At 44.3% G+C, this 12,876-nt stretch carries 11 protein-coding genes; 4 read left to right on the top strand and 7 right to left on the bottom strand.

The genetic code is table 11. The features are described from left to right. Window positions 1-97: 97 nt before the first annotated feature. Genes KKOR_RS10280 through KKOR_RS10290 form a run of 3 tightly spaced genes read left to right on the top strand, consistent with a single transcriptional unit; the run spans window position 98 to window position 3,192 of the window. A complete protein-coding gene (locus tag KKOR_RS10280; protein ID WP_015781059.1) occupies window positions 98-1,345 on the top strand; it encodes an MFS transporter in 1,248 nt (415 codons plus the stop codon). Between the two features lie 34 nt (window positions 1,346-1,379). Then, a complete protein-coding gene (locus KKOR_RS10285; protein WP_015781060.1) occupies window positions 1,380-1,631 on the top strand; it encodes a hypothetical protein in 252 nt (83 codons plus the stop codon). Further along, window positions 1,624-3,192 (top strand): PepSY-associated TM helix domain-containing protein, encoded by a 1,569-nt coding sequence (locus KKOR_RS10290; protein WP_015781061.1) that lies wholly within the window; start codon window positions 1,624-1,626, stop codon window positions 3,190-3,192. Before KKOR_RS10285 ends, KKOR_RS10290 begins: the two co-directional genes overlap by 8 nt. 39 nt (window positions 3,193-3,231) lie before the next feature. Here KKOR_RS10290 and fghA read toward each other — a convergent pair whose 3' ends face one another. The 7 genes from fghA to KKOR_RS10325 all read right to left on the bottom strand — a co-directional run bounded on the left by fghA (window position 3,232) and on the right by KKOR_RS10325 (window position 11,310). Further along, a complete protein-coding gene (gene fghA, locus KKOR_RS10295; RefSeq protein ID WP_015781062.1) occupies window positions 3,232-4,083 on the bottom strand; it encodes an S-formylglutathione hydrolase in 852 nt (283 codons plus the stop codon). 9 nt (window positions 4,084-4,092) lie between these two features. Next, entirely contained in the window at window positions 4,093-5,217 is a 1,125-nt protein-coding gene (locus KKOR_RS10300; protein ID WP_015781063.1) for an S-(hydroxymethyl)glutathione dehydrogenase/class III alcohol dehydrogenase, read from the bottom strand. Between the two features lie 369 nt (window positions 5,218-5,586). Beyond that, on the bottom strand, window positions 5,587-5,892 hold the full coding sequence (locus tag KKOR_RS10305) for a hypothetical protein (protein WP_143715063.1): 306 nt from the start codon (window positions 5,890-5,892) through the stop codon (window positions 5,587-5,589). A 158-nt stretch (window positions 5,893-6,050) separates the two neighbouring features. Then, window positions 6,051-8,063 carry an asparagine synthase (glutamine-hydrolyzing) gene (asnB, locus tag KKOR_RS10310; RefSeq protein WP_015781065.1) on the bottom strand — a complete coding sequence of 671 codons (2,013 nt, stop codon included), beginning with the start codon at window positions 8,061-8,063 and terminating at the stop codon, window positions 6,051-6,053. 118 nt (window positions 8,064-8,181) lie between these two features. Beyond that, entirely contained in the window at window positions 8,182-9,252 is a 1,071-nt protein-coding gene (locus KKOR_RS10315) for an aspartate/ornithine carbamoyltransferase family protein (RefSeq protein ID WP_015781066.1), read from the bottom strand. Between the two features lie 117 nt (window positions 9,253-9,369). After that, complete coding sequence (locus KKOR_RS10320; protein WP_015781068.1) at window positions 9,370-10,791, bottom strand: sodium:solute symporter family protein; 1,422 nt, start codon at window positions 10,789-10,791, stop codon at window positions 9,370-9,372. A 3-nt stretch (window positions 10,792-10,794) separates the two neighbouring features. After that, the gene (locus KKOR_RS10325) at window positions 10,795-11,310 is read right to left on the bottom strand and encodes a hypothetical protein (protein WP_015781069.1); all 516 of its coding nucleotides are present in this window, start codon (window positions 11,308-11,310) and stop codon (window positions 10,795-10,797) included. A 145-nt stretch (window positions 11,311-11,455) separates the two neighbouring features. Between KKOR_RS10325 and KKOR_RS10330 the strand changes: the two genes are divergently transcribed. Then, window positions 11,456-12,706: a Zn-dependent hydrolase gene (locus tag KKOR_RS10330; RefSeq protein WP_041296046.1), complete on the top strand. Its 1,251-nt coding sequence runs from the start codon at window positions 11,456-11,458 to the stop codon at window positions 12,704-12,706. Window positions 12,707-12,876: the final 170 nt, after the last annotated feature.

Raw genomic sequence — 12,876 nt, forward strand, 5'->3', positions numbered from 1 at the left:
AACGAATGAGAACCATTATCAATAGCAAATGATTACTATTTGTGATAAATTCCCACTTTCTTTGAAGCCATTCAAATTTGATTTCAACTAAAGAACCATGACATCTGTAGACTCTAAAACGACTCCACTGACAAAGCCGGTTTGGCTATTGCTGCCTATTTTGATGGGACTTTTCCAAAGCTCATTGATAGCGGCAACCCCAACTTTCATCAGCGTCACCGGGCTCAGCACACTTCAATGGTCACTGCTGTTATCCATGCCTACCTTGCTGTTCCTGCTGTTGTCACCGCTCTGGGGAAAATGGGCAGACCAGGTTGGAGCAGGCTACCTCATTCGATATTCCGCCTTTGGTCTTGGTTTATCCATCATCAGCCTGGCAACAGTCTGGTGGCTGGGACTTACCTTCGCCTTTGCTCCCGCCTTGTGGTTCATCGCTATAGCAGTTAGCCGCATCCTTTATGGTTTGAGTGCCAGCGGTGTTATGCCCTTATGTCAGTCTTTAGCCATTAATGACATCCAAATCCCGGCTAATAAAGCTGAGCGAGGCGATAGCTCACTCAAAAACCTGGGCTTAGTGTCTGCTTCACTTTCTATGGGACGACTTGTAGGTCCATTAGTCTTGATTGCAGTGCTCTCGCAGCTAGATTGGTTATTGGCTCTGTATAGCCTGGTTGCGATTCCGCTGGTGTTCTTCGTTATCCAATACAGTCGTAGACACTCAAACAAACAGACTCAGAAAACAAACCATACCGAAACAATCCAGCTAGAACTGGCTCCAGTTTTACCCTATCTGGTGATGGCTTTTTGTGTCACTTTGTTTGTTGGCTACCTGCAATTCGTACTGGGCCCATTGCTGCTGGATTGGTTAGGTGATGACAAACAGGCGACGCTAAGTTTGAGTTTAATTTTAACTGTAGTAGCTACTAGCGCTTTACTCTGCCAATTGCTAATCGTTAAGCGGTTAAACTGGCGGTCGCCTTTTCTGTTAGCGGGAATAGCGTTGACCATGCTGGGAGCAACGCTGGTTTTATCGTTGATTGATGACGTGCTGATCTTGATGCTAATGATGATTCCAGTTGCCGTAGTTATCGCTTTGATGACCCCACTCTACACTCGAGCAGCCATGGCACAGTGTGACCAGGGAAAGGGACAAATTAGCGGCAAGCTGGCCGTCTGCCATACCGCGGGATACCCACTTGGCAGTCTATTGGCGGGTTTGTACTATCCTGCATTTGAGATGTGGTGGTTACCCTTAGCGCTGATAGCCTTTGTGCTGGTGTGCGTGACTTTAATCCTCTTATGGTCATCACAATCAAAAATCAAACTCATTGCTGAATGCGAATAAACAACACCATTATTAAATATTGGGAATATTCATCATGTTAAGAACCATAAATACCAGCTTGCTGGCTTTTCTGATTGCGATAGCTATCTGTATACTGATGGTGCTGTATCTGCCGGTGGGATTGCATAATCGATTATTACTGACCGTGGTATTTGTCGTGCCGATTTGGTTGGCCATCGCTTTATGGGTAACGCAGAAAAATAATATGAAACGCGTTTTGGTGACTCAAATAGCTTCACTGGTTGTGTTATCACTCCTTATTACTCTGGGGCTTCTCTATGGTTAATCAATCAAAACACAATAAAAACCAAAACAGTAAACCGCAGAAGTTTTCACTTAATATTCAAAACTTCACTCGCGTGCACCGTCAGGTCGGTATTCTGTTCATGCCGCTACTTCTTATCATTGTGATTACCGGCGGCTGGTCATTGTTTCGCGCTGAATTGATGGAATGGCAATTCCCGAAGTTTGAACTAGCGGAAACCAGTTTCGAAAACAATCAAAAAGAAACCGAGCTTCCCTCTAGCGAAACGATAGAGCGCAAAAGTTTGCAGGAGCTGGTGGATATCGCTCGAAATGAACACGGCTTTAACTTTTCAGACTTCAGTATTCACGACAAAGAGCGCTTCGGAAATTTCCTATTATTCTTCAATAAAACCGATGGCCAGGAAAACCTACTGTTTATGGATCCGGTAACGGGGGAAGCATTGGATTCCAGCCAAGCCAGCTTTAGTGAAACGGTTTATGATCTGCATTTAAAATTATTACTGCCCAGTTCATTTGGCAAATATCTGGTCGGGCTGATGGGGCTTTTATTGACCTACCTGATTGCGACCGGTTTTCTGGCACACAAAAACATTGGCAAAAATTTCTATCAATTGAGACTCCATAAGGGCAGACAGATTTTTACCACTGACCTGCATAAGTTACTCGGCAACTGGAGTTTAGTGTTTACTGCACTGATGTCCATAACCGGAGCTCTGCTGGGCATTTTCATGCTTATCCTTCTTGTGCTCGCGCTTGCTGCCTATGGCGGTGATGTCAAAGCATTGTTTGCCGACTTCCTGGGTACACAACCACAACCAGTTGGCGGCATTGTTGACTATATGTCACTGGACTCACTGTATCAGTTAGCGCTACAGCAATGGGAGGGCTACAAAATCAGTGTTATAGAAATTCATAACTATGCCGATCCGGCCATGCGCGTCACTTTTGAAGGTGAGCTGATGAATGGTTTTCTGACGCAGCAGCACGTTACTTTCGATGCCATCAATGGTGGCGTCACCTTTATCACCGACTTTACCGATAAAGGTGCTGGCGGTTATATGTATAGCGCCCTACCCAGCTTGCACTTCGCCAGTTACGGCGGATTATGGCTGAAACTAATCTACTGGTTCTTAACCCTAATCTTACTGCTGGTGATGGTTACAGGCATCACCATCAAATCGTTACGCTTAAAGCAGCAGCCCTTTTCAATTGCCGATAGAATAGTCATTGCGTTAAGTCAGGCCGTTGTGCTTACCGCTTCAATTGCAGTTTTATTTGGCACCACAATCACTTCGACAGCAAACCCTGGTGACTATCAGACACTTGGCATCTTGACCTTAATTGCCCTGCTATACACCATCATTCAACGAATCTGGCTTGCACAATACACATGGTTGAACAGTGTTGCCCTTGCAGGATATATCCTTGTGTTAACCGGTATCATCGCCTTAATTCAAGGAAAAATACTGGTAATGACTTTGTGTGTTAGTCTTGGATTTTTATGGCTGTTCAGTCAGAAACTTTCAACATTAGTCGCCAGTGCAGCCGATAGGAAAAGCAGTCGTAGAAAGTCACTGTAAACAATTAAAAAAGGTGCTCTGAATGAGCACCTTTATCCATTAAACCAAATGCTCTGCATGAAACTTCAAATGCTGCTCAATGAAGCTGGCAATAAAGTAGTAGCTATGATCATAACCTTGATGATATTCAAGGATTAGGGGATATGATTTTTTGCTGGCAACGGCTTGCAATGCTTCGGGTTTGAGTTGTTCAGCTAAAAACTGATCGGCTTCGCCCTGTGACACCAGCATAGGAATTTTTTGATCAGTTTGCTCCATCAAATAATTCTCCATCAAGTAACAGGTGTCGTATTCTTTCCACACCTCTTTGTCATCACCTAAGTAAGCAGTAAAGGCTTTTTCGCCCCAGGGACAGTTCATTGGATTGACGATGGGGCTGAACGCCGAAGCCGAAACAAACATCTGAGGATTACGCAACGCAATCATCAGTGCGCCATGTCCGCCCATCGAGTGCCCAGCAATTGCTTTTTGCTCGGTTACGGAAAAATTACCTTCGATGATCTGTGGCAACTCATGCGTAATGTAGTCATACATCTGATAGTGCTTTGCCCACGGTTCCTGCGTGGCGTTGACATAAAAGCCAGCTCCTTTGCCCAAGTCGTATCCCTCATCATCCGCCACATCATCACCCCGCGGACTGGTGTCAGGTGCGACAATCATCATGCCCAGCTCTGCGGCCATGCGATGCGCGCCCGCTTTTTGCATAAAGTTTTCATCGGTGCAAGTCAGGCCTGACAACCAATATAAAACTGGCACCTTTTTGCCCTGCTCCATCTGCGGTGGCAAATAAACCGCAAATCGCATCTCACAATTCAACGCCGAAGAAGTATGGGTAAACTGCTTATGCCAGCCAGAAAAACTTTTATTGGCTGAAATTTCATTGATACTCATACCGCCTCCTTAATAATGAATCACGCTACGAATACTCTTGCCTTCATGCATCAGATCAAAGGCATCATTAATTTTTTCAAGCGGCATGGTATGGGTAATAAAGTCATCCAGCTTGAACTCACCAGCAAGATAGCGCTCCACATAATCAGGCAGCTCGGAGCGACCTTTGACGCCACCAAAAGCTGTACCTTTCCAAACACGCCCCGTTACCAATTGGAAAGGACGGGTTGAGATTTCCTGCCCAGCACCGGCAACCCCAATAATCACCGACTCGCCCCAGCCTTTATGACAACACTCAAGCGCTGAGCGCATGACGTTCACATTACCGATACACTCGAATGAATAATCCACGCCGCCATCCGTCATCTCAACAATCACTTCCTGAATCGGCTTGTCATAATCTTTTGGATTGACGCAATCCGTTGCACCGAGTTTTTTAGCCAGCTCAAATTTTGATTCGTTAATGTCTATGGCAATGATCCGACTGGCTTTTGCCATCACGGCACCAATCACAGCGGATAAGCCAATTCCGCCCAGTCCAAAAATAGCAACGGTTGCGCCCTCTTCGACCTTGGCCGTATTCATCACAGCGCCCATGCCGGTAGTCACCCCACAACCTAACAAACACACTTCTTCAAGTGGTGCTTTAGGATTCACTTTGGCTAAGGATATTTCAGGAAGAACGGTATATTCTGAGAAAGTCGAAGTGCCCATATAATGATAGATTGGCTTGCCATTTATTGAAAAACGCGTAGTGCCATCAGGCATCAGACCTTTACCCTGGGTTTCGCGGATTTTCTGACACAGATTGGTTTTACCGGACAGACAGAATTTACAGTCACCACATTCAGGTGTGTACAGCGGAATCACATGATCACCCGGCTTAACGCTGGTCACCCCCTCACCCACCGACTCAACAATACCGCCGCCTTCGTGACCCAGAATACTCGGGAACACACCTTCCGGATCGTCGCCCGACAGTGTGAAGGCATCGGTGTGGCACACGCCGGTCGCCACAATCTTAACCCGCACCTCACCTTTCTGCGGTGGCTGCACCTCGACCTCTTCTATAGACAACGGCTTACCCGCTTCCCAGGCCACAGCAGCTTTACATTTAATCACTTCGTTCGACATAAGACTTTCCTTCATGAATCAATTTTATTAGCAAACCTTACAACAGTCCCCAATAATTGCAATCGAAGCTTTATGTTGGCGTGATACAAAACAACTATGGGATACAAGAATAGGATGGTAAGTGTTGGATTGTAAGCATGGCGGCGGACAGCTTTTTATTAGGTTGCCACTTTAGGCATAAGCGACGAGGCCTAATTCATGTGCTTTTCCGCTACCATCATTTTGGGGTTTATTTACACTGACCCCATTAGTTCTGATCTATTAACCAGTGTTTGATAAAACCGCTTCTGTTTAAAAGCTAAATTAAAAAAAGCTTACTTAAACAGAAGCTCATCACTCAACCAGTTATAAATGTGGGTGTCCAAGATTTTATCCAGGCTGTGCAAGGTAAGCTAGAAAAGCAAGAAAAACAAACATAAATATTAAGAAAAAATATTCTGAAGGTCTCTCCAAAATCTCTTGTCCTGAAAACACATTTGCCCCAGAAACTGAAAGACCCAGCCCAACAGCAGATATAATATGTACGATTTTCTTCTTTTTAATCTGCTCTTTTTCTCTAGTATCACTTTCTTCTAATAGAAAAAACAAGTTAGCCACCACTAAAAATAGCAAAATGACTATATTTATATATATCATAAATTTTAAGTCTCTTTTATTTACAATAATATTGGACACCCACAAACTTTTAGCAAAGATTACCAGATAATGGTCACTGCCCTTAGTTATTTATTCTTAAGCTAACCGCCCACTCTGTGCCCTACTTTTTGAGATTAGCAAAAAAAAACGGCAGCTCATAAGCTGCCGTTTTTGGTTTAACCAGTTAATTTTAATCTTTAAGCAACCCAACCCAGTTCATGGGCTTTTGCCGCTGCCATTTTGGGCACGTCATTTTCAATGAAATGATGATGCAATAGTTGTACACCCAGTACGTGATTGAGGATGGCGTCCATCTGTACTTTATCTTCGCGCGGAACAGTTGGATCATCATTTTTCTTGATCATATCCTGCAATACACCGTAATCAATCAATCCTGCTTCTGCGACTTTTTCTTCGCTGGCAAACTCTTCCATCAGCTCCATAAGTGCATTCCATTTTTTCTTGTCGGTATGCGCAGGCGGTGCCATGAAGGCGAACTTTTGACGCTTGTATAATGTTTCAGGCAGCAAACCTTTCATCGCTTCTTTCAGCACATATTTCTCGACAGGACCTTTGATACGCATTTGTGGTGGAATATTGACTGCGTAGGCTGCGAGGTGATGATCAAGGAATGGTGGGCGCGCTTCCATTGAGTTGGCCATATCTACACGATCACCACCCCAGGTTAGAATCTGACCTTCGAGCATAGTTTTAATCCAGACGTATTGCGCCTTATCCAGCGGATGACGACCTTCCAGCTGGCTTTCATCAAATTGTTCGGCCATTGCTGTGCCTGGGTCATAGTCGTTGATATTGGCTTGATGATCTTTATTCATTAAGTTACGCGCATATCCATCACAGCCCATCCAATTCTGGATACAGGTTGGTGTGAAGCCAACTTTCGAGTCAATCGCATCTGAGCGGAATGCTTCTCGCGGCAACATGGCGCCCTTGAATAACTTGTTTGATTCGGCCAGAGTTGATTGCATCTCTTTGCGCAGGTTTTCCGGCAGGTCATCTAAACCATATAAGAACATGTCATTTCGGAATGCAGGATAGCCAGCAAATAATTCATCACTGCCCTCGCCGGTCAAGACCACTTTATAGCCCTGTTCACGAACCTTCTGACTCATCAATAATTTGGCCACACCCAGCGTATTGTAGATGGTTCGTTCCGTATGCCAGATAGTACGCTCGAAATGGTCATACAGATGTTCAGCTGACAGTGGCAGAATGATTTGTTCTGCGCCTGTCATCTCCGCCATTTCGCGGGCGATCGGTGTTTCATCATAATCAGCATCATCAAAGCCAATTGTAAAAGCTTTTACCGGATCCTGACGCACCGAGGCAGACAAACCAAGAATCGAACAGGAATCGATACCACCGGATAAATAAGCACCAACGGGAACGTCTGCATTCAAGCGATGTTGAACTGCTTCAAGTAGATTCTCACGCACACCATCAATGTATTCCTGCTCATCTTTGACATTCAAATGAGCTTCAGCTTGTGGGAAATCTATGTCCCAATATTTATGCTCGGATATTTCCAGCTTGCCATTACGACGTTGGATTTTGATCCAGTGACCCGGAGGAACTTGTTTAACACCTTTGAAAGCGGTAGAACCGGGAATCATCACCTGAATCAGCTGATGGTATAAACCTTCAGAGTCAATTTCACGCTTTACTTCAGGATGTGCGAACAGAACTTTCAGTTCAGAACCAAACACTACGCCGTGTTCAGTTTCAGTCCAATACAAAGGCTTGATACCGAAACGGTCACGTACCAGATACATGGTTTCTTCTTCGCGGTCATATATTGAAAAAGCAAACTCACCACGCAAGTTTTCTACCGTTTTTTCAATGCCATAGTGCGGATACATTTGCAGCACCAGTTCAGAGTCACTCTTAGTTTGATAACGAGCGCCCTGTGCGGTCATATCGGCACGAATGCGCTGGAAGTCATAGAACTCACCGTTATGCACCATCATGTAACGTTGGTCATCACTGACCAATGGCTGGCGCCCGCGTTCTTCATCCAGATCGATAATAGTCAGTCGCGCATGGCTCATACCAACGCCAACACCTTCGGGATTGTAATAACCGAAGTTATCAGGGCCTCGGTGATATTGAATGGCCGCCATGTTGACGAGCGTTTGTGCATCAATAGTTCGATCTTTGTCACGATGAATTACACCGGCAATACCGCACATATAAAAATTCTCCTTGGAATCTTATCTATAAATTTTTTGAAATCAGGTTTAAACGCTTCCTCTGGTGGGACAACCCTGTGTTTAGTAGCAGAAGTTGTGGCCAGAGACTATTTAATACCTATATAACATCCATCACCATTTCGGTTCTTTCCACCATGCAGGTCAATAAAGCCATACGCAAAAAGACTGCGCCGCGCGCCTGCGAAAAATACCAGTTGTGTGGAGTGCCATCCAAATCAGTGGCTAACTCATCACCTCGTGCCAGTGGATGTAATATAATGGCATCATCTTTTAACGGCGACTGGGCATTTAATACAAACTTTTCGCCATGGGATTCAAAACCATTGTCTACCCAGGCAATTGCATTAATGTAAACTACATCTAATTCTGGCAGTTCTTTATTGAGACGATTAGTTAAACGCAACTTTAAGCCCGCTTTCTCTAATTGTTCTCTTTGCCCCTCTGTGAAAATCTTATCTTCTTCTTGATCATGGATAATGACAATTTCTTCGAAAATTTCAGGGAAGTGCGCAAAGATCTTTAACAGACTTCTAACTGTGCGCATATAACTTGGCACACCCACTACACCGATTCGTATTTTCTTAGGATTGTCTAATAATAACTCGGGGCGCCATTTGAAAATGGTATAGAGATCGGCCATTGCCTGGGTCGGATGTTCATCCGTTCCATTACCAGCATTGATAATCGGAATGCGCAGGGTCGACGTCATTTCTTTAACTGAGTCTTCATTCGATTCACGTAACACAACACAATCGCCATAGTTATTAAACATTTCGCCAATATCAGAAAGCGATTCGCCTTTTGCTATGCCGGTTGTTGAGCGATCGGTGATCGACATGATGTCGCCACCTAAACGATGCCATGCACTTTCAAATGACAAGCGAGTACGCGTGCTGGGTTCATAAAACGCACTGATTAATATTTTTCCCTGCAACGGATTATTGTAACGCTTAGGATTACTTTCATACTTACTGGCCAAACGGAATAACTGTAGAATCGTTTGGCGATCAAATTGATCACAAGTAATAATGTGCTGATTGGCTAATTTCTTTAGCGCATCACCATCTTCCTGGATCGTTTTCAGCAATGCCTTTGGATGAGCATCGCCACATACATCAGGTTTCACTCTGGAAAATACCAGATCTTCATCTTTCATTTGGTCTACCATAATTGGTCCTTTAACCAGTCTCTAACGAGTAACACTATGAGGATGATTGGCGATAAGCAGGTCACTGCCATCGCCGCGAGAATTAAGAATTGAAGTGCATCAAAAGACATCAGCATATTACTTCTCCATATTCGCCAGTCGGTTCCAATCGAAACGTTCGTCTTCGAGCAAGAGTCCTAGCATACAGACAATAAATGAAATGCAACAACTAATAAGCGCGCCAACGTAGAAGCCTATTGAGAAATAGCCTATCAGTCCACAAATCGTACCTAATGCCATCGCACTACCAGCGAATTTTCCCGACAGTCGCTGTTGATACAACCCTAAAATAATGGGCCAGATAGCACTCGCTACAAAAGCACCCGCCAGGTTTAACACCTCGCCCAAAGTGCCTACTCTTGGTAAGCAGATCAGCCAGGTGGCAAAGCCTAAAAGTAAAATGGCATTGCGACTGATTTTCTCGAGTTTTTTATTGTCCGCCTGCTTATTGATAAAGCCTTTATAAATATCTTTAGTGATTAAATCACTGGTTGCTGCCAACAATGAATCAAGACTGGAAGCCAGCGCTGAAAAGACCACAATAAATACAAAAACGGCACCAATAGAACCTAACAACTTAGCGGCTACCATTGGACCGACCATATCTGCCTCTGCAGGATAAATACCTAAAGCAGGTGCAGCTAATGCAATAAAACCTGTCACAATTGGAATGGGCAACCACAACAAACCCGCCATTAAATAAGCGCGTTTACCAATGCCTTCGCGGAATGCTAAAGCCCGCGACCACCAGACGTTGGAATGGAAAATCTCACCAATACCAAAAAAGATATTGTTAAATAAAAACATGATGGCTGCAGGAAACAGTAAATTGAGAAGCTGCGGATGTTCTTGTTTGGCCGACTCATACACTTCTTCCAGGCCAACGGTTTGATAACAGACAAAACCAATCACTAAAACACCGACAATAATAATCAATGTCTGCACATAGTCCGTTGCGATAACCGCTCTGAGCCCACCGAGCAAGGTATAGCCGACACAGATGATTAAAATAGCAGTCATCCCAAGGTGATAACTCAAGCCACTCAAGGTGGACAGCAAAACACCACCGGCCATGCCCAGACTGACTAACCAACCTAGCGCATAACAAAAAGATACCACCAAGAAAATGATCCAGGCCGGTTTACCATATCGCACGCGAATGAAGTCACCGCAGGTATAACCTTGCGGCATCAATTCTTTGATGCGTTTCGCCATAGGCGCGAACAGAATTAAACCCAGTGCGGCCATTGAATAACCGACCATGCCCCAGATACCAAACTGATAGGTTAACTGCGGTGCAACTAAGGTCGTATTACTGGTGATCCAGGTGGCCATTGCTGTTGCTGAGGCAAAAGCAAAACCCACATTACGTCCGGCCAGCATAAAGTCATCCAAATCTTTATTTTTTCGGCCTAGCCACCAGCCGAAGAAAATCCAGATCACACCGAAAGCCACCAATAGGCTTGCCGCCATCGTTATTGAAATAGGATTAAAGTCCATGATTTAGCCTTCTGTTGAAGTCTCTTTTGATCGAAAAGCTCTAGAAATCATGTAACCAATAAGAATGACAAACATTAAAGCGCCAATTCCAAACACTAACCAGACACGCGCCAAAGGGTGGTGTGTCACGGTAACACTGGCTACATTGCTTAAGACGTTCTGCTGTTCATCCAGCAGACGAAGGAAGTAGGTCCCATCATCGTAACCCGTCAGATGAATCTTATCCTGATGAGTCACATCTAATAGTTGCAACTGCGGAGAGAAACTCTCATTGGTCGATAACTGAAGATATAAGGGAGATTTGTCTGCAGAGTCGATTAAGACTCGCTGAGGATCAATTTGATTGGTATTCGAACTATTCCATTCGACACTAAAATAACCTGCATTAGAGTCTTGCTCGGACGGCTCTAATTTCAGTTCACAGTTAACTCCTTCACAAACTGAAGAGCTTTCTGCGCTTAAGGCTGCGCTATTTAGTGAAAAAACGAAAAAAATGACCGCAATCAGTTGTAAGGCCATAAAAATTTACATTGTCTTTGCAAAGACAAGTAACCTTAGCAAAGCTAACTACTGAGATCAAATTAGCTGTACGAAGATTAAACACTTACAATAACCTATAGGAATTTGCTAAGGTAAAACAACAACTCAAAGAGAGGTACAGCTTATCTATTCCGTTAATATCGAAAGAATCGAAAAAGATTTGTATGAGCTGGCTAACTTTGGCTTTAACGAAAAAGACAAAGGTATTTATCGACAAGGTCTGACCGATATCGATATGCAAGCGCGTCGTTGGGTCATGCAGCGTTTTGAAGAAAGTGGCTTAACAACCCACATGGATGGTGTTGGCAATGTATGTGGTCGTTATGGTGACCCCAACAAGCCTGCCATTCTGATTGGATCGCATCTTGATTCAGTTCCAGCCGGCGGTATGTTCGATGGCACTCTTGGTGTCATTGCTGGTCTCGAATGTATTCGCGTCTTGCGTGAAAATAATATTGAGCCCAAACATCCCATTGAAATTATCGGCACCAGCGAAGAAGAAGGACGCTTTGGCGGCATGCTAGGTGCGCAAGCGCTTAGCGGCAACTTAAATTTCCAATGGTTGGAAAGTGCAAAAGATCCTAAAGGTGAGCTTCTAAAAGACGCCATGCAAAAGTGTGGCCTTGATATTCACAATGCCCTGCACTGTCGTCGCGATCCCAGTAGTATTAAAGCGTTTTTAGAATTACACATTGAACAGGGACCAGTGCTTGAAAAACAACAGAAAACGATTGGCGTGGTCGATGGTATTTCCGGTGTTTTTAAATGGCTGGTCAAGCTAAAAGGCAAAGCAGACCATGCAGGCACAGCACCGATGGATATGCGCAGTGATGCCTTTATGGGGGTTGCCGACTTTGCACATGAGATTCATCGTATCATTGATGAAGAAGGTACCGACAAAAGTCGGTTAACCATAGGGCGTGTAGATTTAAAACCTGGTTATGCTCACACCATTCCCGGCGAAGCGCACTTTACTTTAGTAGGTCGTGATATGAGTGAAGAAGTCATGCAACAGGTCGCCAATAGCTGCGGCAAGGTCCTGTCGTCAATTGCCCGTAAACACAAGCTTCGATTTGAATACGAACAAATGAGCTGGTTGGAACCAAAATATTTTAGCCCCAAGCTTGTCGATTTAATTGAACAACAAGCAGAGGCTCTTGGTTACTCCCACATTCGTATGCCCAGTGGCGCAGGACATGACATTCAGTTCTTTACTGATATCACTCCAACCGGCCTAATCTTCATCCCAAGTATCGGTGGCGTCAGCCACGCCCCTGATGAGTGGTCACATTGGCAAGATGTTGAACAAGGTTCTAATTTGCTACTGGCTACTCTTTTGGAAATAGCCAACGATAAGGTCTCACTGGAAAGTTAAATAGCTTTATTTGCAATAGAGTCATTGGTTTATCAGGTAGTCTTAGCGGGCTACCTGAGCGTTATATTTCATCTCCTTCAATTGTGAGTATTATTTTTATCCCTCGTTTTTTGTCCCTTCTTTGTGACGCCTTTATCTGGTCAGTCCATAATTTGCACATAAAATTCACA

Origin of the sequence: Kangiella koreensis DSM 16069 (genome assembly GCF_000024085.1) — a bacterium.
GTDB classification, from domain to species: Bacteria; Pseudomonadota; Gammaproteobacteria; order Enterobacterales; family Kangiellaceae; genus Kangiella; species Kangiella koreensis.

What these genes read in the sequence shown, in the direction of transcription:
- KKOR_RS10290 (WP_015781061.1), top strand. Translation starts at nt 1,624, where the DNA reads ATGGTTAATCAATCAAAACACAATAAAAACCAAAACAGTAAACCGCAG.
- KKOR_RS10325 (WP_015781069.1), bottom strand. Translation starts at nt 11,310, where the DNA reads ATGGCCTTACAACTGATTGCGGTCATTTTTTTCGTTTTTTCACTAAAT.
- KKOR_RS10280 (WP_015781059.1), top strand. Translation starts at nt 98, where the DNA reads ATGACATCTGTAGACTCTAAAACGACTCCACTGACAAAGCCGGTTTGG.
- fghA (WP_015781062.1), bottom strand. Translation starts at nt 4,083, where the DNA reads ATGAGTATCAATGAAATTTCAGCCAATAAAAGTTTTTCTGGCTGGCAT.
- KKOR_RS10315 (WP_015781066.1), bottom strand. Translation starts at nt 9,252, where the DNA reads ATGGTAGACCAAATGAAAGATGAAGATCTGGTATTTTCCAGAGTGAAA.
- KKOR_RS10320 (WP_015781068.1), bottom strand. Translation starts at nt 10,791, where the DNA reads ATGGACTTTAATCCTATTTCAATAACGATGGCGGCAAGCCTATTGGTG.
- asnB (WP_015781065.1), bottom strand. Translation starts at nt 8,063, where the DNA reads ATGTGCGGTATTGCCGGTGTAATTCATCGTGACAAAGATCGAACTATT.
- KKOR_RS10300 (WP_015781063.1), bottom strand. Translation starts at nt 5,217, where the DNA reads ATGTCGAACGAAGTGATTAAATGTAAAGCTGCTGTGGCCTGGGAAGCG.
- KKOR_RS10285 (WP_015781060.1), top strand. Translation starts at nt 1,380, where the DNA reads ATGTTAAGAACCATAAATACCAGCTTGCTGGCTTTTCTGATTGCGATA.